This is a genomic window from Gilliamella sp. LMG 34359, assembly GCF_984569085.1.
Window position 1 is genome coordinate 164166 of sequence record NZ_OZ474906.1, and the last position, 24596, is coordinate 188761.

19 protein-coding genes and 1 pseudogene are annotated in these 24596 nt (G+C 39.1%); 18 read left to right on the forward strand and 2 right to left on the reverse strand.

Annotated features, from left to right (window positions below; all coding sequences use genetic code 11):
• Positions 1 to 114 precede the first annotated feature (114 nt).
• Positions 115 to 10932 (forward strand): hemagglutinin repeat-containing protein, encoded by a 10818-nt coding sequence (locus AC5LXV_RS00850; protein WP_493467127.1) that lies wholly within the window; start codon positions 115 to 117, stop codon positions 10930 to 10932.
• Entirely contained in the window at positions 10932 to 11531 is a 600-nt protein-coding gene (locus AC5LXV_RS00855) for a hypothetical protein (protein WP_065651363.1), read from the forward strand. Before AC5LXV_RS00850 ends, AC5LXV_RS00855 begins: the two co-directional genes overlap by 1 nt.
• Positions 11532 to 11783: 252 nt before the next feature.
• Here AC5LXV_RS00855 and AC5LXV_RS00860 read toward each other — a convergent pair whose 3' ends face one another.
• Complete coding sequence (locus tag AC5LXV_RS00860; RefSeq protein WP_493467128.1) at positions 11784 to 11942, reverse strand: SymE family type I addiction module toxin; 159 nt, start codon at positions 11940 to 11942, stop codon at positions 11784 to 11786.
• A gap of 274 nt (positions 11943 to 12216) precedes the next feature.
• On the opposite strand from AC5LXV_RS00860, the gene AC5LXV_RS00865 reads away from it, so the two are divergent.
• Together AC5LXV_RS00865 and AC5LXV_RS00870 are read left to right on the forward strand one after the other, a co-directional pair.
• Positions 12217 to 13593, forward strand: a complete 1377-nt coding sequence (locus tag AC5LXV_RS00865) for a VENN motif pre-toxin domain-containing protein (protein WP_493467129.1) — start codon at positions 12217 to 12219, stop codon at positions 13591 to 13593.
• Complete coding sequence (locus AC5LXV_RS00870) at positions 13580 to 13852, forward strand: hypothetical protein (protein WP_198195950.1); 273 nt, start codon at positions 13580 to 13582, stop codon at positions 13850 to 13852. The genes AC5LXV_RS00865 and AC5LXV_RS00870 overlap by 14 nt, the downstream gene beginning before the upstream one ends.
• Before the next feature lie 79 nt (positions 13853 to 13931).
• On the opposite strand, the gene AC5LXV_RS00875 is transcribed toward AC5LXV_RS00870, so the two are convergent.
• Positions 13932 to 14096, reverse strand: coding sequence for a SymE family type I addiction module toxin (locus tag AC5LXV_RS00875; protein WP_425319444.1), 165 nt, complete (start codon positions 14094 to 14096; stop codon positions 13932 to 13934).
• Positions 14097 to 14140: 44 nt separating this feature from the next.
• Here AC5LXV_RS00875 and AC5LXV_RS00880 point away from each other — a divergent pair.
• From AC5LXV_RS00880 to AC5LXV_RS00945, 14 genes and pseudogenes are all read left to right on the forward strand, one after another.
• Positions 14141 to 14296 (forward strand): annotated as a pseudogene (locus AC5LXV_RS00880) (hemagglutinin repeat-containing protein); the annotation flags it as partial.
• Positions 14297 to 14347: 51 nt separating this feature from the next.
• Positions 14348 to 16363 carry a hemagglutinin repeat-containing protein gene (locus AC5LXV_RS00885; protein WP_493468020.1) on the forward strand — a complete coding sequence of 672 codons (2016 nt, stop codon included), beginning with the start codon at positions 14348 to 14350 and terminating at the stop codon, positions 16361 to 16363.
• A 66-nt stretch (positions 16364 to 16429) separates the two neighbouring features.
• Positions 16430 to 17272, forward strand: coding sequence for a VENN motif pre-toxin domain-containing protein (locus tag AC5LXV_RS00890; protein ID WP_493467130.1), 843 nt, complete (start codon positions 16430 to 16432; stop codon positions 17270 to 17272).
• Positions 17247 to 17558: a tRNase toxin domain-containing protein gene (locus tag AC5LXV_RS00895; RefSeq protein WP_493467131.1), complete on the forward strand. Its 312-nt coding sequence runs from the start codon at positions 17247 to 17249 to the stop codon at positions 17556 to 17558. The genes AC5LXV_RS00890 and AC5LXV_RS00895 overlap by 26 nt, the downstream gene beginning before the upstream one ends.
• A 16-nt stretch (positions 17559 to 17574) precedes the next feature.
• On the forward strand, positions 17575 to 17811 hold the full coding sequence (locus AC5LXV_RS00900) for a hypothetical protein (protein WP_493467132.1): 237 nt from the start codon (positions 17575 to 17577) through the stop codon (positions 17809 to 17811).
• Between the two features lie 74 nt (positions 17812 to 17885).
• Positions 17886 to 18224, forward strand: a complete 339-nt coding sequence (locus AC5LXV_RS00905) for a hypothetical protein (protein WP_493467133.1) — start codon at positions 17886 to 17888, stop codon at positions 18222 to 18224.
• Between the two features lie 13 nt (positions 18225 to 18237).
• Positions 18238 to 18732 carry a contact-dependent growth inhibition system immunity protein gene (locus AC5LXV_RS00910; RefSeq protein WP_493467134.1) on the forward strand — a complete coding sequence of 165 codons (495 nt, stop codon included), beginning with the start codon at positions 18238 to 18240 and terminating at the stop codon, positions 18730 to 18732.
• A gap of 584 nt (positions 18733 to 19316) precedes the next feature.
• Positions 19317 to 21131 (forward strand): VENN motif pre-toxin domain-containing protein, encoded by a 1815-nt coding sequence (locus AC5LXV_RS00915; RefSeq protein ID WP_493467135.1) that lies wholly within the window; start codon positions 19317 to 19319, stop codon positions 21129 to 21131.
• A 12-nt stretch (positions 21132 to 21143) separates the two neighbouring features.
• Positions 21144 to 21479 carry a hypothetical protein gene (locus AC5LXV_RS00920; protein WP_110422434.1) on the forward strand — a complete coding sequence of 112 codons (336 nt, stop codon included), beginning with the start codon at positions 21144 to 21146 and terminating at the stop codon, positions 21477 to 21479.
• 408 nt (positions 21480 to 21887) lie between these two features.
• The gene (locus AC5LXV_RS00925; RefSeq protein ID WP_493467136.1) at positions 21888 to 23009 is read left to right on the forward strand and encodes a hemagglutinin repeat-containing protein; all 1122 of its coding nucleotides are present in this window, start codon (positions 21888 to 21890) and stop codon (positions 23007 to 23009) included.
• Positions 22960 to 23355 (forward strand): cysteine peptidase family C39 domain-containing protein, encoded by a 396-nt coding sequence (locus AC5LXV_RS00930; RefSeq protein ID WP_493467137.1) that lies wholly within the window; start codon positions 22960 to 22962, stop codon positions 23353 to 23355. Before AC5LXV_RS00925 ends, AC5LXV_RS00930 begins: the two co-directional genes overlap by 50 nt.
• 15 nt (positions 23356 to 23370) lie before the next feature.
• On the forward strand, positions 23371 to 23721 hold the full coding sequence (locus AC5LXV_RS00935) for a hypothetical protein (RefSeq protein WP_493467138.1): 351 nt from the start codon (positions 23371 to 23373) through the stop codon (positions 23719 to 23721).
• 209 nt (positions 23722 to 23930) lie between these two features.
• Positions 23931 to 24293 carry a ribonuclease domain-containing protein gene (locus AC5LXV_RS00940; RefSeq protein WP_493467139.1) on the forward strand — a complete coding sequence of 121 codons (363 nt, stop codon included), beginning with the start codon at positions 23931 to 23933 and terminating at the stop codon, positions 24291 to 24293.
• Positions 24294 to 24295: 2 nt separating this feature from the next.
• Positions 24296 to 24586 (forward strand): barstar family protein, encoded by a 291-nt coding sequence (locus tag AC5LXV_RS00945; protein WP_039130051.1) that lies wholly within the window; start codon positions 24296 to 24298, stop codon positions 24584 to 24586.
• Positions 24587 to 24596 lie beyond the last annotated feature (10 nt).

Consider the following 24596-nt stretch of genomic DNA (forward strand, 5'->3'; position numbering starts at 1 on the left):
GATATACAAAGCAATCTGCAGCAATAGATTTCTAAAAATAAAGTAAGTCCTAACAATTAGCTATACCGAATATCAAGTAAAAATAAGAAGTATAAAGTCAGTAAGGAATAGGTTATGAATAAGAATTTATATCGTGTCATTTTTAATAAAAAACGTGGTATGCAAATGGTGGTTGCAGAAATAGCCACCACCAGCAAAGGTCATCAAAAAGCTGCAACCGATGAAAAACCGCTCACGGTTAAAGGGCGCTTTTCCACGCTTAAACCCATAACCTTATTCGTTTCATTATCTTTAGGCTTTGTCACGCTTAGCTTACCGGCATACGGCAGTGATATTGTTGCGGACAATCAGGCGGCTAAAAACCAACGGCCACAGGTTATTTCAACAGCCAATGGTATCACGCAGGTCAATATCCAAACGCCCAACAGTAAAGGGGTATCACACAATAAATACCGGCAATTTGATGTATCGGAGAGAGGGGCGATATTAAATAACAACGGCAAAATAAGTCAGACACAAATTGCCGGTTATGTGCAAGGTAATGAGTTTTTAAAAAGTAGTGGTCCGGCAAAAATCATCTTAAATGAAGTTAATTCACGCAACCCTAGCCAATTAAATGGGGTGATTGAAGTGGCCGGGCAAAAGGCGCAGGTGGTTATCGCTAACCCCTCGGGGATAACCTGTAATGGTTGTGGATTTATTAATGCCAGTCGTTCAACGTTAACGACCGGTAAGCCTATCATGCAAAATGGCGAATTAACTGGTTATCGGGTCGAGCAAGGTCAGATAGTGGTCACCGGTAAAGGGCTTGATAGCACCGGGCAAAGTTATACAGACTTGATTTCCCGTACGGTATCGGTCAATTCAGCGATTTGGGCGAATGAACTTAATGTGGTCACCGGTAAAAATCAGGTCAGTCAGGATGGTAAAACCATCACCCCATTGGCAGATAGTGGTGAGCATGACAAACCAGAAGTCTCAATTGATGTATCACAGCTAGGCGGCATGTATGCCGGCGCCATCCGAATGGTGGGGACCGAAAAAGGGGTTGGGGTGCATAATGCGGGTGAATTGGGCGCCAGTGTAAGTACGCTTAGTATTAGTGCAGATGGTAAAATCACCAACCGTGGTGCCATACAGGCTCAGCAAGATATCGAGCTGCGTAGTCGGAATGATATTGACAATCAAAAACAGATTTACAGTAAACAAAAAGTCACCTTAAGTAGTGGTAAAACCATCAGTAATGATGGCACATTAATGGCGAAAAATGATATAAAACTTAATGCCAAGCAGATTAATAGTAGCCAAAAAAGTGCTATCATCGCTGGGGTTGATACGCAAGGTAAACTAACCCAAGCTGGCAATATTGAAGCTGATGCCAACAAGATTGCCTTAAATGGACAAAATAAAGCCAGTCAAAAATTAGCTTTAAATGCCAAGCAGAGTGTTAATCTGGATAATAGCCAAACTTACGCACACGAGATAAAACTCAACAGTGAGCAACTTTCACTTAAATCGGCGCAATTACAAACCGAGCAACAACTTAATTTAAATCACTCCGCCGCAATTGATACCTCCCATGCCACCTTGCAAACCCAAAAAGGCATTACCTTAGTAACGGATAAATTAACCAATAACAAGGGTACCTTTATTGCGCAAGAAGATATTAACCTCAAGGCAAACCAGGTACAAAGTCAGGAAGCGAACCTCTTAACTAACGGCAAATTAACCATTGATGCCAATGATATTGCGCTGCAAAAAGCCACATTGAGTGCTAAAGGTGCTATTTTGCTGTCTGGGGATAAGGTAAATGCGGATGAACTTGCACTGGTTACCGAGCAAACCTTACAGGTTAACGGCCAAACGTTATCGACAAATCAGGCTGATTTACAAGCGAAACAGTCAATTGCTATAAATGCCAATAACTATTATGCACAACATCTTAAACTCATCACCACCGGTGCACTATCACTCAAGGCGAATAATTTACAGTTAAATCATTCACAAATCAGGGCGTTAAATAATATTGATATTACTGCTGATGCGCTACAAAGTCAGCAATCAAATTGGTTAACGAATAATGATATCAACGTAACCGCCAATCACATCGACAACCAATCGAGCAAAATCAATGCTGTTGGTACAATTAACTACCAGTTTACCTCGTTAAATAACAACTATGCCCACTTAATTAGTGGTCGAGATTTAACCTTTACCGGTGATAACTTACAAAACCAACAAGCAACATGGCAAAGCGGTAATCACACCAATATTACTATTAACGGATTATTTGATAATCAATTCAGTACCCTTATCGCCAAAGGCCAATTAGCCATACGTGCCTTAACGATGAATAACGATAATGGTCAGTTAATTTCTGACCAGACGTTATCCATTGATAGCAAACAATTGAGTAATCATAACGGGGTATTACAGGCTGAGCAAGGGCTGAATTTAAACGTAGCCGAGCAACTTGCTGCACACGCCGCTAGTTTATATTCAGGTCAGCAAATGGTTATTGACAGTGACAACATTGACCTGAGTAATGCCACTATCGGTGCTAAGGGGGACATTACCTTAAAAGGTGCGCAGCAGCAATTAAACCATAGTGAAATTTTATCTAACGGCCAAATTCAGCTATCGGCAACCAATCTTAAAGCCGATGATGCGGTTATCAAATCTGCCAACGATTTAACTATTCAAGCGTTAGCTTTTGCCGCATTTAACCGGGCTCAACTGGTGACGAATCAGATATTAACGGTTGTGGCGGGGCAGGCTGAAAGCGCAAGCTCGATGATGTATGCCAAATTGGGAATGGGCATGCATGTTAATGCGCTAAATAACCAAAACGGCAGTTGGTTAAGTGAAGGGGCCATTTCGCTGTTTGCTAAACAGTTTAATAACCAAAACGCAACCATTGAAGCCAAACAAAATATCGATATTACTGCTGAGCAATTCAATAATCGTGACGCAGCATGGTTAACCGAGGGTGGGCTGATTATTGATGCTACTAACATTGATAATCACGCTACGCAGATGCAGAGCAAAGCCGGCATAGACATTCATGCTCAACATCAATTAAGCAATGATAATGCTTTGCTTATCAGCGAACAGGGTATCAATATTCAGGCTGATGAGATGAGCAATACCCATGCCCAGTTTTCCGGCAATCAATCTATTGATATCAATGCCCATCGTCTTGATAACCAATATAGTGCCTTTTTTTCCGGCGGTAAAATAAACCTCATAAGCCAAATTTTCAATAATGAAGATAGTGAAATCAAAGCTAAACAAGGGATTGATATCCAAACGCAATCCGCTGACAGTGACCGGGCCAATTATGTGACTGAAGGGGATTTCACTTTCAGCAGCCAACAAGCCGCCCTGAATAACGCAACCATTGCCAGCAAAGGCAAAATGAATATTACCGGTGACCAGCAATTATCATTGCAAGATGCTCAGTTAACATCACTGGGGCAGATGCAGCTTAAAGCTAACACACTTAATAGCTCAGCATCAGACATTTACAGTTTAGGGAATATTGATATTACCGCACAAACCGTAAAGAATAATAACGCCTCACTCATCAGTGACCAAGACATCTCCATACACGCTGACACGATAGATACAACTGAGAGTGAAATAGGCGCAGAGGGGAATATCAACGTCAGCGCCATAACACTTAACAATAATAAAGCCATATGGGTAGCTAAAAAAGCCATCAGCATTAATGCGCAGCAGTTCGCCAATATTGCCGCTCAATTAGCCAGTCATCAATCACTCAAGATTCATGCTAAGCAAATTGACAATCAGCAGGCCGTGCTTAGTGCAAAAGAAACTATAACCATTGATGCTGATAAGCTTGATAACAGCCAGGGAAAATTATTCAGTAATCAATCGGTCACGCTGGTTGCCGACGAGTTAAATAATCGTGAAGGCACTATCAAAGCCGACCAGGCCATCACCATTAACAGCCAGCAAATGGATAATAATAATGCGATTTTGGTTGCTGAAAATGCTATTGATATTCAGGCTGACACACTGAATAATAGCAAAGCATCGTTGCAGTCTCAGTCACAAATCACCGTAAAAGCCAATCAGTTAAATAATGAATCAGCGTTACTTTTGGCGGGGGAAAAAGGGCTTAATATCACCAGCGGGCAGCTGAATAATCAGCAGGCGCAACTCTTTTCCAAAGGGGATTTAATCCTTAATAGCCAATATATTGATAACCAACACGCGAATATTCTAACTGAAAAAGCACTCAATATTAATGCCCAGCAGATTAATAACCAGCAGGCTCAATTGCAGGCTAAAGGTAATCTTACGCTTCAGGCAGTGGCGCAAAATAATCAGCAAGCGACCATTTTATCGGAACAAGATATCAAACTAACGGCAACCGATAGTTTAGATAATCGTGATGCGCAGCTAACGGCAAATGGCGTAATTGATATGCAAGCGAGCAATCATATCAATAACTCACATGCTAACTTGCTCACTAATCGGGCTATTTTATTAAATTCAGCCGATGTAGATAATCAATTGGCGTCATTAAAAACCAATGGGTTAATTGACGTCAAAGCCGGCTCGCTTAACAATCAACAAGCGGAATATCTGGCTAACGACATCGTACTGACCAGTCCCAATTTGAATAATCAACATAGCAAACTCACCGCTAATGAAAAACTCATTATTGATGCCCAACATTTTGATAACACGCAAGGGCAGTTACTGGCCAATGATATCTATTTAAAAACGAAAGCATATCGTGGTAATGGAAACATTCAGAGTAAAAACAATTTATCGCTTGATTTAGAAGAGACGTTTGTTAATGAAACGCAATTGTCAGCCAACGGACATCTGTCGATTCGCACACAAAACGACATCATCAACAAAAATAAAATCACCGCAGGTAAGCAAGTTTCCTTAGAGAGCCAGCAGTTAACCAATGAGCAACAAGCGGAAATTAGTGCTGAATATCTGGCGTTAAAACACCAAAATGTGACAAATCACGGGTTAATTGATGCAACCACCGCCGTGATGCGAACCAATAAACTCGATAACTTAGGCGGTGGTCGGATTTATGCCGATAACTTAGCCATTCATGCCAACTGGTTAAATAACTTAGCAAAAAACAACCTCGCGCCGGTGATTGCCGCCCGGCAAAACTTCCATTTAGGTGTGGAGACCTTAAATAATTATACTCATGCACAATTACTCAGTTTAGGGAATTTTATTATTGGTGGCGGCCTTGATGAAAACTGGAATGTGACAGGCATGGCCAAGCAAATCAATAATCACTCGGCCACCATTGAAGCGCATGGTGATTTATCTATTGCGGCCAATCAACTTAACAATATCAATGACCATATTGTCACTGAAATGCGTAAAAGTGATGAACCACCAGAAACCGAAACCTACTTCCAAACTTCAGCCGGGGATGGTCAAATAAAATATTCACCTGATGAAGTGACATATCGTATCCATACAAAATATATGCCCGGTATAGCTTGCCAAAGTAATGGCCATCATCATAGATGTTATTATTGGTGGAATGATATTCCTGAGCATTTAAGACACACAGGCCGCTTGCAACGCATGAGTGTTCCCTCTAAAGGTGTAAATGGTCAGGGAGATTCATGGGAATATAATGTCATTAAACATACATATCGTACGGTTATATTAGAGACAGACCCCAGCAAAATCAGTGCTGCGGGTAATGTGATTATTCGTGGACAAACCATCAATAATCAAGACAGTAAAATAGTTGCCGGCAAAACTGTCAATATTAATGCCGCTCAATTGAATAATCAATCTCAAGAAGCGATAACTAAATATGTTTATTCAGGCAAAGTCTATCTGCATAAAAGGTTAAAGCAAGATAAATATTCATTTCAAGATAAAGGTGACTATACAAAACCCGATGAAATTTTTATTGATAATGCCTTAAATAAAAATATTGTCGATCATCAAATATTTGAAAAAACAAAACTGACCGAGCAACCACGCAGTGAAGTTAATGTGGAAAACAGCCACAACTCCGTTGTGGTGGATAAAACGGTCAATGATACCCTTAGCCAACAAGCGAAAGTGGTTTCAGCGCAAAGCATTGCCATTAATTCAAATCAATCGGATAAAAATAAAATAAAAGCCGATGCTTACCATCCGCAAGGCTCAATTACTACCATTGAGTCCAAACCTGATACCAATATTGAAGAAGATCTGACTAATCAAGAGCGTCAGCATACCGCAACTAATGAGCCGGTACCGCAAGTGAGTAATGATATCACGCCGAGCAAAACCATTAGTGTCTATGAGCCAAACTTAACCTTACCGGACAATAGTTTATGGATTGTGAATAAAGATACCAACAAAAATTATCTTGTTGAAACTGATCCGCGTTTTACTAATCGTAAAAAATGGTTAAGCTCTGATTATATGCTTAAGCGTTTAACGGCTGATCCTGATTCAGTATTAAAACGGTTAGGAGATGGTTACTATGAACAACAACTTATTCAACAACAAATTGTTGGTTTAACCGGTCACCGTTATTTACAAGGTTATCAATCTGACCTTGAACAGTATCAGGCATTAATGGATGCTGGGGTCAGTTTTGCTCAAGAATTTGGCATTGCCATCGGACTTGAGTTAACCGGCGAACAAATGCGCGCATTAACAACCGATATCGTCTTGTTGGTGAAAAAAACCGTTATGGTTAACGGTCAACCAACCGAGGTATTAGTGCCCCAAGTTTACATCGTAAACCGCCCGCAATTAGGTACTGATGGGGCGGTGATTGCCGGTGATAATGTTTTTGTCAAAGGTGAACAACTCAATAACACTGGATTAATCGCGGCCAAACAAGATGCGCTATTAGATGGCTATAATGTGACCAATAAAGGGACGATTTATGGTGGTCGTGTTGAAATTGATGCCCAAAATGACATTATTAACTATGGCAAATTAGTCGGTGACAAATTAGTTTACCTATCCGCCGATAACGATATCAATTTATTATCAAGCACCCGCACACAAACCCGCGAGCGAAATCTGCTGACCAATATCGATCAGGCGAGCACAATTCAAGTCAACAATGGCAATATTGTGATTAATGCTGGACATGATATTAATGCTAAGGCGGGTTATATCGTTAACAGCGGTAAAGAGGGAACTACATGGTTACAGGCTGGGCATGATATTGGATTAACCACTGCCGATATTGAAGAAAAATTTGATATTACTAGCAAAAAAGATTATCGCAGAACAGATGAAAAAGGCGTGGTCGGCACTGAAATTATGGCGGCCAACAATATTCAGCTGGTGGCAGGTAATGATATTAAAGCTAAAACGGTTGGGATAACCGCCGGTGGTCATCTCGGCTTACAAGCAGGAAACGATATCAGCATTGAAGCGTCCCAGGAGCACTTTGATTTAGATGAATTTCATAAAAGCAAAACGAAAGGTTTCTTGAAAAGTAGCAGTGAAAAAACCCGAACGATTATTGACAACAACAAACAAAAAGGCAGTGAACTTTATGGTGATAGCGTAACAATAAATGCCGGTAACAATCTATCAGTGACCGGCAGCCAAGTAGTGGGCACCAATGACGTCAACTTAAAAGCCGGCAACGATATTAAGATTGATGCGGCGGAAGAGTCCTATTACCGCAAAGAGCAAACGATTAAGAAAAAATCGGGGCTAATGGGCAGTGGTGGTATTGGCTTTACGATAGGTAAAGAAAAAGAGAGCCTAAAACAAACTGATACTGAGCAAGCCTATGTCGGTAGTGTGGTGGGTAGCACCGATGGTAGTGTCAATATTCAAGCAGGGAAAGATATTGCGATTAAAGGCAGTGACGTTATCGCTAAACAAGATATTAAGTTACAAGGTGAAAATGTTAATATCGAAGCGTTAGATGCTAAAACCACCTATAACGAAGAATACAAATACAAAAAAACGGGGGTAACTGTTGCGATAACAGGTACCGCAAGTGATATCTACCAAGCTAATCAAACGCGACAACAAGCAAGCCAACAAACGAATAGCAAAACTAAAGCATTGATGGATATTAAAGCCGGCTTACAGGCTGGCAATGCTGCCCTTGAAACCGCTTCAAATTTACAAAACAATACACCTAGTGCCTCAGTTGGTATCAATGTTAGTATTGGCAGTGAGAAAACAAAGCGAACAGTTAATCAAGAACAACATACCGTGGTTAGCTCATCAATATCAGCCGGTCATAATGCTACAATTATTGCGACCGGTAATGGAGAAAAAGATAGTGGTGATATTAATATTATCGGTAGCCAAATACAAGCTGGGCATGATACCACACTGAATGCTAAGCATGATATAAACATAATAGGCCAAGAAAATACTGAAAAAACTGATCGTAAAGAAAAAAGTAGTAGTGGCTCAGTAAGTGTTGGCTACAACTTTGGAGGCGAAAAGAATGGATTTAATGTATCAGCAAATGCAAGTCAAAGTAAATCCCGAGAAAAAGGTAACGGTACAGATTGGACGGAAAGTATTGTTGAAGCAGGTAATAAACTGACAATTGTCTCGGGTAATGACGTTAACATTAGTGCAGGTCAAGTAAAAGGCGATACTGTTGTTGCCAACATCGGACATGACTTAAACATTACTTCCCAACAAGATAGTGATGAATACCATCAAAAAAATAGTTCGACGTCAGTCGGTGGAAGCTTTTCCTATGGTGGTACCAGCAGTGTAAATGCTTCGGGTAGTTCAACCAAAATGGACAGCAAATGGAAAAGCGTGACTGACCAGTCGGGCATAATTGCTGGTAAAGGCGGATATGATATTACTGTTGGTAATAATACAGACTTAAAAGGTGCGGTGATTGCCTCTGAGGCAGACGATACCAGCAAAAACAGGCTCGATACCGGCACCATTAGTTTTAGTGATATCGAAAACAAAGCCGACTTCAAAGTCAGTAGTAGTAGCGCAGGGATTAACACCAGCGGTATGCCTACGCCACCAAGTAGTTATAACAATGAAGGTAACAAAAAATCAACCACTCACTCAGCGGTATCAGAAGGAACGCTTATTGTTCGTGACCAAGAGGGTCAACAGCAAGATATTAATAGCTTAAGTCGGGATACTGAAAATGCAAATCATCAACTCAAACACATCTTTAACAAAGATAAAGAGCAGAGCATTATTGACCAAACACGGTTAGTCAGTGAGATTGGTGGTCAAACGCTGACGATGCTCAATAATATAGATAAGATACAAGCCACCGCCAAAGCGAAAAAAGCGCTTGAGGAAGCAGAAGCGAAAGCAGATAAAAATAACGAAAATGGTGGAATTCTTACCGAGAAAGAGAAAGAAGAAATTTATAAAAAAGCTTATGACAAAGCCATGAATGAAGGCATGTCAGCCATGGGTAGTGACATGCGTCAAGGTGTTGAAATGGCGGTAAGCTTAATTAATGGCATTATCTCAGGTGATATGACCGGCGCCGCAGCAGGCGCATTAGCGCCAAAAATTGCGAGTGCTATAAAACAAGCGACCGAACACTACAATCCGGAAACAGGAAAAACAGAAATAGATTATGCGGCCAATACCATCAGTCATGCCATCTTGGGGGCTGTGGTGGCGCAGCTTCAAGGAAATTCGGCTATCGCCGGTGGCTTAGGGGCAGCAGGCAGCGAACGAGGTGCCGAGATAATAGCAGGTATACTCTATCCTGATAAAGATATTGATAAATTAAGTCAAGAAGAAAGACAAACCATCAGTGCCTTAACCCAGCTTGCCACTGGTCTGGCAACCGCAGCCTTAGGTGGCGATACTCAAGATGTAAATACCGCTATTGCCGGGGGTAAAAATGCGGTTGAGAATAATTATTTGAGTGTAAATGAAGCTAAGCGAAAAGCTTATTTGACTTGGATAAAGCCAAACTATCTAGGTGAGGAATTAACAGAAGATGAAAAGAAAGAATTAGAAAATCTCAATAAACTAGATAAAGAACGAGATCAAATTTTACAGGATAATTGTTCATTGGGTAACATCTCAAGCTCAGCTTGTAAAGGATTGCTGCAAGAAGCATGGGAAATGCAGAATGAATATGAAAAAGAGGTTGCTAGAAGTTTAACAAATGCTGATTTATATAGAGAAGACTCAAAAAATCTTAACGAAGCATTAGTCGGTTTAGATCCCAACAGCATTATTCATTTAATTTCAATTGAAGCAATTGCAAAAGAGACAGGTAGAGATGTAAAAGATGTTGCTCAACAGTATAAATATGTTATGGCTGCACATGGAATTGTATCTTCATTGGCTGGTTTGTATGGAGGAGTAAATTTTACGCAACCAAATACCAATATAGGTAAACCCGGTAATATTGTTAATAAGGTTGATGATATTGCCGGAAAGGGGAATTCTGTTGATACCAATAAAATTAAAGATAATGTTGCAACTAGCCAAAAAGGTAATGAGTCTTCTAACTTTGGCAAATATTTAACACAAGAAGAACAAGTATTTGCCAATAAGGCTCAACAGGAATTAATTAGTGAAATTAATAAGTTTAAATCTAACACTCAAGCAGAAAAAGTTGCTACAATGATAGGTGCTTTTGATCCAAAGACAGGAAAAACAGCTGTAGGATTCAGTAATAAAACAATAACAGCAGACTCATTACATCCAACAACAGTAAATTATATTGAAAAACAATTAGGTGTGAAGATAGGTGAGTTTACAAGCTTTTGTAAAAACAAAGCGGGTGCATGCGCTGAAGTGTCAGCCGCTGATTCCTTAATACGACAAGGAGCTAAACCTGAAAATATTAAGTTCACACAAGCTATACGTCCTAAAGTTTATCGACAAGAAAACGGTAATATGAACTCAGAAAAGGTAATTGTTGAGACATGTAATAACTGTAAAGTTACATGGCCAAAAGGAACAAAATAATGAAAATATCTAGAGACATCTGGGAACCAGGTTTTGGAACTATTTTTACTTGGTTTGCAATGGATAAATTAGGTCGAGTTGCAGTAATGGTCAATAATTGTTGGGGCTGGTTACCCAATGCGCTTTTATCAATTGATGATTTTGAAAGCTTATTAGATGAGCTTAATGAATATAAATGGGAAGAATCAGAAAAGTTCATTAACTATCCTCCCAATAAAAGAGGTCAAACAATACTAGATTTGTATTCCTCTCTTGTTCATAGGAATACAAAATCTAGAAAAGAAATTGAAGATTGGGTAAATGCTAAACAGCCCAAAGAATTGAGTGAAATTAATTTACCATCACGAAAAGGTTTTTTTGTTTATCATGGAATTGAAGGTAGTGTTGAAGGAGAAGATTACCCTGTTGGTTATGATGGCAAAACTAAAATGGGAGACTATTTTAGGTATTTAATGCCAACTGTATATGCCTCAATTGAGGATTTTCCAGAAGAAATCCGCCATGGAATAGCTGTTTCTGACACGGTTGATTTTACCAATGATAGATTGCTTGATAATGATAAAATAAACGAATACTTTCCGAGAATGTATAAGAAATAAAGATATACGCTAAGCCTAATCAAACAGTCGAAGTGTGATATCTCTAACTTCGATGGTAATGTAACTTATGGGTATTGAGTTAAGAAGGATAGAGAATAATATAACGTATATGTTTACCAATAATCATGCTACGCATGGACTTCTAGAGCTATCTCGATTAATTTGCTATTAATAAAGCGGCGAATATCTAATTTTTTACTCATATTTTTTCCTTAATCCCCGCCTTAATCCGCGGGGATCTTATTTTACCTCTTAGCTCAGCCCCTCAACCCTGATAATCAACAACCCCTGCTGCGCATCGATGATGACTGGCTGAGCGGTAGTAAAGCCGAATGCTTCCAGCCAGCGGCCTTTAATGGTCAGTTGTTGTCTGGGGTTGGGTTGCCCGCCGTTGAGGCTATAACCCCCCATTTATGACCATAACGATGAAGCCTCGAATATTACCCATGCGGCAATCAGTGACGGTGAGTTAATCATTCGTGACCAAGATAAACAAACACAATATATTAATGAACTCAGTCATGATACCGAAAATGCCCATAGCAAACTCAAACCAATCTTTAATAAAGAGGATGAACAGACCAGATTAAACATTGTCACTAGCTTAAAAGAGTTAGGAGAACAGGTTAAAGAGCTCGAACGTACTATTCATAAAGATGCCGGTAAAGACTCACAAGATGGCAAAATGGGCAATGACTTTAGTAAAGGCGTTGACTCCGCCGTATCGATTATTACCGGCATTATCACCGGCGATATGACCGGCGGCCTTGCTGGCGCCAGCGCACCATGGCTAGCTGAGCAGATAAAGATACAAGCCGGTGATAACGAAACCGCGAGGTTAGTTGCTCATGCAATACTTGGTGCGGTAGTGGCTGAGCTACAAGGCAACTCAGCATTATCAGGAGGTGTTGGTGCAGTGGCCGGTGAAGTTGCAGCAGATATCATCCGCAAACAACTGTATGGCAAAGAAGTCAAAGATTTAACCGAAGAAGAAAAACAAACCATCAGCGCACTATCTCAACTAGCATCCGGCCTTGCGGTTGCTGCTGGCGGTGGTAATATTGGTGATGCCAGTGCAGCTATTAGTAGTAGTAAAAATGCGGTTGAGAATAATTATTTGAGTGTAAATGAAGCTAAGCGAAAAGCTTATTTGACTTGGATAAAGCCAAACTATCTAGGTGAGGAATTAACAGAAGATGAAAAGAAAGAATTAGAAAATCTCAATAAACTAGATAAAGAACGAGATCAAATTTTACAGGATAATTGTTCATTGGGTAACATCTCAAGCTCAGCTTGTAAAGGATTGCTGCAAGAAGCATGGGAAATGCAGAATGAATATGAAAAAGAGGTTGCTAGAAGTTTAACAAATGTTGATTTATATAGAGAAGACTCAAAAAATCTTAACGAAGCATTAGTCGGTTTAGATCCCAACAGCATTATTCATTTAATTTCAATTGAAGCAATTGCAAAAGAGACAGGTAGAGATGTAAAAGATGTTGCTCAACAGTATAAATATGTTATGGCTGCACATGGAATTGTATCTTCATTGGCTGGTTTGTATGGAGGAGTAAATTTTACGCAACCAAATACCAATATAGGTAAACCCGGTAATATTGTTAATAAGGTTGATGATATTGCTGTAAAAGGGAGTATTCCCGAAATTAAAGCTGGTAGTGGAGTGGAAAAACCAACTGATTCTTTGAATAACAAAGCTAGTGATACTGTTGGTACAGGAAAGCAAAAAGATGATCAAATTTGGACAGAAACCAATAAAAAAGATCCTGTCGAAAATGCTTATAGTCATTGGGATAAACATAAGTTAGAATTTCCAGAATTCCAAAATGCAAAACAATATGTAGATGCGACACATAATTTTGTTAATAATCCACCAGCTGGCACGCTAGTTATTACTAGAAAAAATGGCGATACAGTTTTTTACAATCCTAGCTCTAATATTTTTGCTGTAAAAAATGCAGATGGTACGCCTAAAACAATGTTTAAGCCTAATCCGGCTGAACATGGATATAAAACTAATTTGGAGTATTTTAATGCACAAAAATAATAATGAAGCATATATCTGCCGTGTTTGCGGCCTTAAGCAAAATGAACCTCAATGGGGAATTGATGAACAAACGCCAACATATAATATTTGTGATTGTTGTGGCGTGGAATTTGGTTATGAAGATTGTACTTTGATTGGAATTAAAAGTTATAGAAAAAAATGGTTAGATGGCGGGGCAAAATGGAATTGTAAAAAGTGCCAACCAAATAGTTGGTCTCTAAATGAACAGTTAGCTAATATACCTAAAAAATATCAATGAAATATTAAAAATAATGAATATTAATCTAGTCCTGCGACAGAGCTCGCAGAGCTGGATTAATTATTTATCAACTCTGGATCTACCTCGCAATTTCAACAATCAACTTCCCTTTTTTAGCTGTGATGGTGACGGGTTGCCCGGTGGTAAAGCCGGCGTCCTCCAGCCAATCGCCTGCTGGGTGTTTGCTGAAGAGGGTTTTGGCGGGTGTTGCTTTGTGCTGATGGCGGATTCTGATATAGCCCACCGTGTAATAGTCAGGAAAGGGATGTACAAGGGCAACTAACGCATGGCGATGTTGTCATTAAAGGAAGTGACTTAACCGCAGGAGAAGCAATTATTATCGATGCTAATCGTCATGTTGCTATTGAAACCTCGGCAGATAAACAATCGGAGCACAGTAAAACAACGAGTAAAAATTGGAGTGCCACGACAGCGGCACCGACAGCGGGTTCATCGGTACGATTTATCAACGGCAGTCCAAATCATGGTGCGGGTATCTTACCATATGGAAGTGAAAGTTCTGGTAATCGAAGTAATAGTGATGTAGTGGGTCAAAATGCCTCCACGCTCACGGCAAATAACATTGCCATCAATAGCCGTGAAGGCAATATCGACATAAAAGGAAGCCTATTAAACTCGCAATATGATATTAATTTACATGCAGCCAACGGCCATGTAGATATTAGCGCCAGCACCAATCAATCACACAGTGAAAATAAAGGTTACCATAAAGTGATTGGTGAGCTTGGTGGCGATGGCTATAGTGGCACAGTGGGTTACCAACATTCACGATATAAAGAGTTAGAAGATAAAGCAACCCAAAGTAATATCCGCAGTGGACTTAACAGTACGAAAGGCAATATTAATGTCGTTGCAGGTGATGATGTCAAACTGGCGGGTGTTGATATTAGTGCCGGTAAATCTGTCAACCTCACGGGTAAAAATGTCATTATGGAAACCAGTGAAGACAGTCTGCACCAAAAAACGCAGAGCAGTAATAAACAATATGGTGTCACGGTTTCCACCTCCGGCTATGCGGTTACAGCGGCACAGTCAATTGAAAAGGCCGCCAAAGCAATTGAAAATAAGGAAGACAAACGTTTAGCGGCGATTTATATGGCACAAGCTGGGGTGAATGCCGCACAAGCTAATTTAACGGCGGCTGATTCCTCAGCGGAAATAAACCGACCAACCGTAAATGCTGAAAATAATGCTAATGATGGTGATGGTGGTTCTGCCTCTTTAATTAAAGTCAATGTAAGTGTAACGGCAGATAACTCAAAACAAAAAACAGAGTATCACAACAATGCCCAAACTGGCACGGTGATCCATGCGGGTCAAAATGTGAATATCAATGCAGAAGAGAACATTGAAGGGAAAGGCGTTGATATTACCGGACAAAACATCAATCTCAATGCGGGGAATGATATCAAATTTGATGCCGCCCACAGCACTGAAAAATTGAAAAGCACGGATTCAGGCAGTCACTACGGAGCCGGTGTTGGCTTTGGATTAGTGGGCGGGCAAAATGGTTTTTCAATTGAGTTAGCCGCCAGTCAATCCAAAGGTAAAGAAAACGGTACCAGTGATATCAATCACAACAGCACCATCACCGCCAGTAGTACACTTAACATCCAGAGTGGTCGTGATGTTATTTTAACGGGCGCGGAGTTATCTGGTGAGCAAGTTATTGCCGATATAGGCCGTCACTTAACCATCAGTAGTGAACAAGATAAAGAAAAATACGATGCTAAACACACCTCTGTTGGTGCAAGTGCCAGCATCTGCGTACCACCATTTTGCTATGGAACAAGTAGTGCTAGTGCTAACTTTGCCCAAGATAAAATGAAAAGTGATTATGAATCGGTTAACGAGCAATCGGGCATATTTGCCGGCAGTGGTGGTTATGATATTACCGTGGGCGAACATACCCAATTAAATGGCGCGGTGATAGCCTCAAAAGCTGACCCGTCAAAAAATCGCTTAGATACCGGCACTATTGGCTTTACTGATATTGAGAACAAAGCGGAATATGATGTCAGCAGCATCTCTGGCTCTGTTGGGGTAAGTAAAGGACAGGATAGTGGCGGTTTTTCACCAACCAGTGGTCAACCAACCATTTATGACCATAACGATGAAGCCTCGAATATTACCCATGCGGCAATCAGTGACGGTGAGTTAATCATTCGTGACCAAGATAAGCAAATACAAGATATTAATGAACTCAGTCATGATACCGAAAATGCCCATAGCAAACTCAAACCAATCTTTAATAAAGAAGATGAGCAGACCAGATTAAACATTGTCACTAGCTTAAAAGAGTTAGGCGAACAGGTTAAAGAGCTCGAACGCACTATTCATAAAGATGCCGGTAAAGACTCACAAGATGGCAAAATGGGCAATGACTTTAGTAAAGGCGTTGACTCAGCCGTATCAATTATTACCGGCATTATCACCGGCGATATGACCGGCGGCCTTGCTGGCGCCAGTGCACCATGGTTAGCTGAGTAGATAAAGATACAAGCCGGTGATAACGAAACCGCGAGGTTAGTTGCCCATGCAATACTTGGTGCGGTAGTGGCTGAACTACAAGGCAACTCAGCATTATCTGGTGGAGCCGGTGCTGTGGTGGGTGAAGTTGCGGCAGATATCATCCGCAAACAACTGTATGGCAAAGAAGTCAAAGATTTAACCGAAGAAGAAAAACAAACCATCAGCGCACTATCTCAACTAGCATCCGGCCTTGCCGTAGCTGCCGGCGGTGGTAATATTGGTGATGCCAGTGCGGCTATTAGTAGTAGTAAAAATGCGGTTGAGAATAATAATTTTGGTTTAGCTATTGTTAAAGTCGCAGAAGCGACATGTAACGGAGATACGGCTTGTGAACAGCAGGTTATCAAGGAAGGAATAGATAGTTATAATGAAATGATAATAGAAGGTGGTACGCCACAAGTAATAGTTTTGGGAACGCTTATTGTAGCTCCAGCCACTATTGCAGCAGCAGAAGCTGGAATGGCTGCTTGTTCCGTTAATCCAGTATTATGCGCAAATCAAGTAGCAATTTGGGTGATGGAAACTATTGGCGCAGAAGCAATGCCTGCTGCCGGGTTGGGAATGAGTGCGGCTGAATTGGCTAAGTCATTATCTAAAGCGCAATTAAAAGAACTATCAGCGTTAATGGCAATGGAAAAAAGTGGAGAACTTACGCCTGGACTAGCTAAAAAACTAAAAGAGTTTCTTAATAAAACACCTGAAACAAATATTGTCACCAAAGGATCTTCCGCTAAAAGTGCTGGAAAGGGCACTGGTGTAAAAACAAATACAGAGCAGGCCGATAATGTTATAATCAAACCCCTCAACAAATGCAACAGAAACGCTCCCAATTGTAGACCAATTGAGTCAAGCAGCAGCTTCTGTTAATAGAAATGGGCTAACTGATGCAGGACGAGCTTTACAAAAACACGGTGGTCGAGAAGGAAGCCTTTATACTTATTCAAGTCAGAAAGCATCTGTTTTAAATAAAGAAGCTCAGAATATTGTGGATGATATATTGTCAAATCCTAAAACAATAATAACTCGAACAACAGCAACAGAAAACAAACAAATTATTAAAGTAATACATGCAACGTCTCCAGATGGTAGGACTTTAAGATTTAATGAGGATGGCACTAAATTAATTGGATTTAGAGAGCCTAATAAAAAATAGAAGGAATATGAATATTATGTTGGATTATAGCGTTGGGAGTTCCATTGAAAGCGATAGTTTTAATGCTGAGCTTCTCTATGATGGAGATATTTGGGGTGAACTTTGTTTATCTGAAGATAAGCAAAATTTAGAATTTGTAATTTATCCAAGCGATCCACAACGTGTTTTAACATTTAATTATGATGAGTTAATGGCATTAATTGAGCGAGCTAAAAATCACCTTTTACAATTAGAGCCATTGGTAAAAGATTAAAAACAATTCCCGTCTTAACCAATGGGAATATTATTTTTATCGTTTTTACACTTGCATTATCCAAAGCAGAAGCATTGAAACAATATAATGATTTAAGCGATGAAGACAAGGCAAAAATTTCCTTTGAAAAATTTTATACGGATAATCAGGATTATTGGTATTACGCGGCTGTTGATACACAGTTAGAAGCAAATAAGCAAAAAGGTAACAATATCGGTACCATGGGCAGTGATGTCAGTAAAGGCATAGACACGGCGACCGCCATTATTACCGGCATTATCACCGGCGATATAACCGGCGGCTTAGCTGGCGCCAGCGCTCCATGGCTGGCTGAGCAGATAAAACTGCACACCGGGCATATATATCCAACGTTATTGATTATGGCAAAAGCCGCGGTGTTAAACTTATTGTAACAGAGGTGAAATAATGGATTTTACAAAACAAGAGTGGTTTTATGCAGAAGCGTATGAAAATCAAGATTTTATCAATATTAGTACTTTTTCTGGATATAATCGACGAGCTAGAGATCCTGATGGTGAAAATCTATGCTTATCAAAAAATGCGTCTAACGAAGAATTGGGTCAGGCGACACTATTATCTTTGTCTAAAAGCCGAAAAATAGAACAAAGTGAGATAGCTACTTTTTTTGATAGAGATAATGTCAATCAACGCTATAATAATTGGGTTGCTAATTTAATGGACAAATATGGTTATAAAACCAAACGAGCGTTATTTAAAAAGATGATGCAATGCTCAATTGAAATTAGAGATGGCGTTTTAACTATTTCTCCTTCTATTCATGAAAAGCTAGAAGGTTGGGGAGGAGGTTTGCCCAAAAGTGATGATGTAGTTTTGCCTATCAATAGTTCACTAGAAGAAATTGGTGCAGGGCTAAGATTAGCATTTAGTCGTTGTCGCTAATTCCTCAATATCTTTTTTTACTGTTTGCCATTTCTGCGATTTTTATCGCAGAAATGGAGCAATTATTTATTAATTATGTGCTTTACTTAGTAAGTTGAAAAATTAGCTTACCTTTTTAGTGTTAATCGTGATGAATTTATCTGTAATGAATCCGACTTCACTCAGCCGTAAGTAGCTTTTGCTAATGAATATTTTATGCCAATAAATGAAGGAATTAGGTATAAGTATATAAGTTCCGACTTAATCTGATCAATATTTAAAAAAGCGTTACTAGTTTTGAGATAAAGTATCGAATATTCAATCAAAATAAAAAAGTAACGGTCATCTTTACTAACACTACCAAAGAATAAGACATAAAGTTTGTCTTATTAACTTGAGCTGAAAATTTCAAAATGTCTACATATAAAGAGGTGCTATCAAATGAGCACCTTTTTCATCATAGCGTTCAAATAGTCATGAAACGGTATACACACCCCGATTATTTTTACCAATACATCTCAATAAACCAACTCAAAATAACTATTATCTAAAAAATATAATTACCAATTAGGGATGTTGCCGGCAAAGGCGGATATGATATCACGGTGGGCAATAACACTGACTTAAAAGGGGCGGTGATTGCCTCTGAGGCAGACGATACCCGCAAAAACAGGCTCGATACCGGCACAATAAGCTTTAGTGATATCGAAAACAAAGCCGACTTTAACGTTACGCATGTATCGGTCAGTGGCGGTACCGGCGGTCCGGGCATGCCGACAGCTTACCAAAACAGTGATTCAGCATCGAGCACTACCAAATCCGCGGTAGAGCAAGGTCAATTAATCATCCGTAATCAAGATGAACAACAACAAAATATTGCTGATTTAAGTCGGGATACCGAAAGTGCCAATAATTCACTAAAACAGATTTTTGATAAGCAAAAAGAGCTGGATAAAATAGAAACCGTTGAGCTAATAAAAGATATCGCCCAACAAGCAAAAAGCATCACACAAAAGTATGACCGAATACAAGCGCAAAAAGACTTAGACAACAATAAAGATAAACTAGATAAGTTAGATGCCGCAGCAAAAGAAGAGGCAATAAAAGAGCAGGCAAGAGCAGAGCAAGACCCTAATTATCAGCCAAAAAGCTATGATGAAATTTATGCTCAATATTATCATGATGAGGTTGATAATATTGTCATAAATAACGCACAAAAAAATCTTGGTACCATGGGCAGTGATGTCAGTAAAGGCATAGACACGGCGACCGCCATTATTACCGGCATTATCACCGGCGATATAACTGGCGGCCTAGCTGGCGCCAGCGCTCCATGGTTGGCTGAGCAGATAAAACTACACACCGGGCATATGGGTGAAGATGGTAAATGGCAAACCGATGATATTGCCAGCAACTTAATTGCCCATGCAATACTTGGTGCAGTAGTCGCTGAGCTACAAGGCAACTCAGGACTTGCCGGTGGAGCCGGTGCAGTGGCCGGTGAAGTTGCAGCAGATATCATCCGCAAACAACTGTATGGCAAAGAGGTCAAAGATTTAACCGAAGAAGAAAAACAAACCATCAGCGCACTATCTCAACTAGCGTCCGGTCTGGCAGTAGCTGCTGGCGGTGGTAATTTTGGCGATGCCAGTGCGGCTATTAGTAGCAGTAAAAATGCGGTTGAGAATAATAATTTACTTCTAATTCCTAGGGTTGCTTGGCAAGTAATTCGCCCAAGTGCACTCGGCGAGCCAGTTACCATTACTGCTGTAGATGTGTTAATAGCAAGAGGTTTAATTGCTGATACTGAAGAGGCAGAAGCTTTTTTAGGAGGTTTAACCTTAGAACAAAGAAAATTAATTGAATTAGCTTTAGTTGATCCCACTGGTGATGAAAATTTTGAAAACGCTGTAGTAAAGACTTATGACACTTACTACAATGAGTATTTGAAGAAAAAAGCTAGTAATAAAAAAAATAAGACCAGTGATTATGCCTCGGCTGGTGATTCATCAACCGCAAGTGGTGGTGCAAATTTACAGCCAGATGATGATAATGATAAGAAAGATAAAAATAATTCGTCTAACAAGGATGATAAAAAAGGTGTCGGTGGTAACGGTGCTGCTTCGGAACTCCCTAGTTTAAATGGCAAATCACCAGAAGAAGCAAGAAAACTACTTGAAGGACAGGGTTTTAGCAGTGGTAAAATTAGCCCTAATGGTTGGCAAAAATTTAAAGCTAAAGATGGCTCAAAAGTTGATATTAACTGGAATACTGGTCGAGTAGTTAGAACTGCAGCACCAAAATATGGTCAGAATGGTTCCACTATAAATAAAGGACAGAGATTGGATTCAAGTGGCTCTGAAATTCCAAGAAATTTATCTCATGAGTTACATCCAACAGAAACAATAAATTTTAAATAAGGTTAATAAATTATGTTAGATATAGGAAAGTTATCAATTAGCTGGATTTGTGAATTAAATGTATCGAATAATCAGTTGAAAGTTAAAGCAATTGCTTTGGATAAAATTATTCAAATTGAATTTAATGTAATTTTGTTTATGTCAATAGAGAGTCAATATAATGAAATTCAAGAGATTGGAGATACTATTGATATTTCACATGAATATAGAGCACTTGATTCTAAAGATATGGAAATTTATCCATATAGTTATAATTCCGGCGATCCCTGTCATATCCTAAATATTTATGGTGATTACATGATCAAATTAATATGCAATGATATTAATGTTATAGAATTAAGTGAATAAATTTTTTCTTTAAAGTCTCAGTTCTGCGATCTCCATCGCAGAACAGGAATAGTTTTTTTTCAATTATGTGCCCTACTTAGTAAGTTGAAAAATTAGCTTACCATTTTAGTGTTAATCGTGATGAATTTATCTGTAATGAATCCGACTTCACTCAGCCGTAAGTAGCTTTTACTAATGAATATTTTATGCCAATAAATGAAGAAATTAGGTATAAGTATATAAGTTCCGACTTAATCTGATCAATATTAAAAAAAGCGTTACTAGTTTTGAGATAAGATATCAAATATTGAATCAAAACAAAAAAGTAATGCTCATCTTTACTACCACTACCAAAGAATAAAATATAAAGTATATCTTATTAATCTAGGCTGAAAAATTTCAAAATGTCTAAACGATTTAAACTTAATAGTGGGTAACGATATTAGAATTAAATCGGCCGAGATTTCCTGTAATAAATCGTTAAACTTACGAGCTAAACATGATATAGCTATCACTAGTGATCAAGAGCGGCTTCAATTAACCGACCATCATAAAACAACTAGCAAAAGCTTACTGAGTAAAGAATCAACTACCAGCCATATTGAGATAGACAACGCCACCCAAAAAAGCAGTGAACTTTATGGTGATAGCGTAACAATAAATGCCGGTAACAATCTATCAGTGACTGGCAGCCAAGTGGTGGGCACCAATGACGTCAACTTAAAAGCCGGCAACGATATTAAGATTGATGCGGCGGAAGAGTCCTATTACCGCAAAGAGCAAACGATTAAGAAAAAATCGGGGCTAATGGGCAGTGGTGGTATTGGCTTTACGATAGGTAAAGAAAAAGAAAACCTAAAACAAACTGATACTGAGCAAGCCTATGTTGGTAGTGTGGTGGGTAGCACCGATGGTAGTGTCAATATTCAAGCAGGGAAAGATATTGCGATTAAAGGCAGTGACGTTATCGCTAAACAAGATATTAAGTTACAAGGTGAAAATGTTAATATCGAAGCGTTAGATGCCAAAACCACCTATAAAGAAGAGTATAAATACGAAAAATCGGGGTTAACCGTAGCATTAACCGGAACGGCTGCCGATATGTATGAAGCGGCACAAGCGGTTAAACACGCGAAACATCAAGATAACGACAAAATACTCGCCCTGCAATCGATTAAATCAGCCTTAAGTGCCATTGAAGCGATTGAAGATTTGCAATTGAAAAATCAGCAAGGACAATCACAGGCATCAATCGGTATAAGTGCGATGGTTGGTACGCAACGTACTGAGCGTGAAGTTAATCAGGAACAACATAATGTAATTAGCAGTGGGGTTTCAGCCGGTCGTAATATTAATATCATTGCCAGCGGAGATAAAAATCAACAAGGTGGCGATATCACCTTAAAAGGCAGTGAAGTTAAAGCTGGCAATGATATCAACCTGACCGCTAATCACGATGTCAATGTGATTGGTGCGGTCAATACCCAGCACAGTGACCGTGATGAAAAAAGCTACGGTGGCGGCGTTGGTATTAGATACAGCAGGAATTGAATATGATCTGAATAAGCTTATAATTGATTCAAAAGTCGGATCTGATGGCGCACGAATGACTGATTTGGTTTCAGCTTTAAATAAACAAGGTCTAAATGATGCTAGGTTTATTTCAAAGGCATCAATAGAAACACTTTCATCCGTAACTTCTAATGGGAATCCTGCTATTGTAGCGATGAAATTAGATAGAGGCTATCACGCTGTTGTTGTTGATGGAATAACAGTCAGAAATGGGCAGCCAGTTGTAGCAATCAGAGATCCAGCAGGCGGGCGCCAATATTTTACTCCAATAGCTGAATTTAAAAGTAAATTCACAGGACAGGCAATTTTTACAAATTCTAAATGAAAATAGGGAGGGGGCATGTTATTGTCAATTGAGGATGCCATTTTAAAGAAAATGGATGGTTTTATTGAATTAAAAGCTTATTTTTATATTTTAGGTGGTATAAATGAGATGGCTTTTTTAAGTGATAGCAATGATGGTGATTTTGGAAAAATAATAACCTTACCAAAAGATATTATTCCTAAAGTAATAGAACAAGATGAAACTTTTGGGATTTTAGTTGGAGGAAAATATGCTTATTATGCTATGAAGGCTATTGTTAAGGGAATTATTGCTATTGTGAATGATCAACAATTTTTTAGTAAAGTAGATGAATTAACCTTGATAGAAAATGATCGACGTCAGGTTTTTACATTTAGTATCAATTGATTGTTATTAAATACCATTAGTTTATATGTGTAATACATACTTTATTAGCTTACCTCTAATACCCCTTTCCCTCAAAATTTTAAGGAAAGGGGGGGGATAGATATGTAATTAGACAAGCCCATAGTTCAAATGCTGGAAAGGGGACGACGGAGCAAGTTACTACTAATAATTTAGGTTCATCAGCTCATAATGCTGCAAACTACGAAAAATTGAAATTAGATCTTAATACAACTGAATCAACTAATAATGTTGTTGAAAGTTTGAGAAACACTGGGCAGTTACCTCCAAATTATGTAAATAAAACTCAGGCTGTACAACAAGGTTGGGCACCTGGAAAGGCGCTAAACAATACTGTACCAGGGGGACAAATTGGTGGAGATATTTTTCATAATACGACAGGAGTATTACCTACTGCCCCTGGTCGTATTTGGTATGAAGCTGATATTGGTCTAAGTAATACAATGTCCAGAAGTAACCAACAAGGAACAAGGCTATTGTATTCAAATGACGGTTTACTGTATATAACGACCGATCACTATAAAACCGCAACACAAATTGGACGATGGAAATAATCATGAAACTAATAACATTAAATGGAGAAAATATTCATTCGGAATCTGATTTTCATAAAGAAATAGCTTTTTTACTGAGCTTTAGTAAATATTATGGTGAGAATCTGGATGCTTTATGGGACTGCTTAAGTTATGACGTAGAGCGCCCTGTTCTAATTATTTGGAAGAACTCGGATTATTCAAAAAAATATTTAGGTGATACTTTTAATCAAATTGTGAAAATTTTTGAATTAGTTCGGGAGCAAGATATAAAATCTGGTCTAGAGGAAAGGTTTAATTTTGATATTCAGTAGAATACCCCGC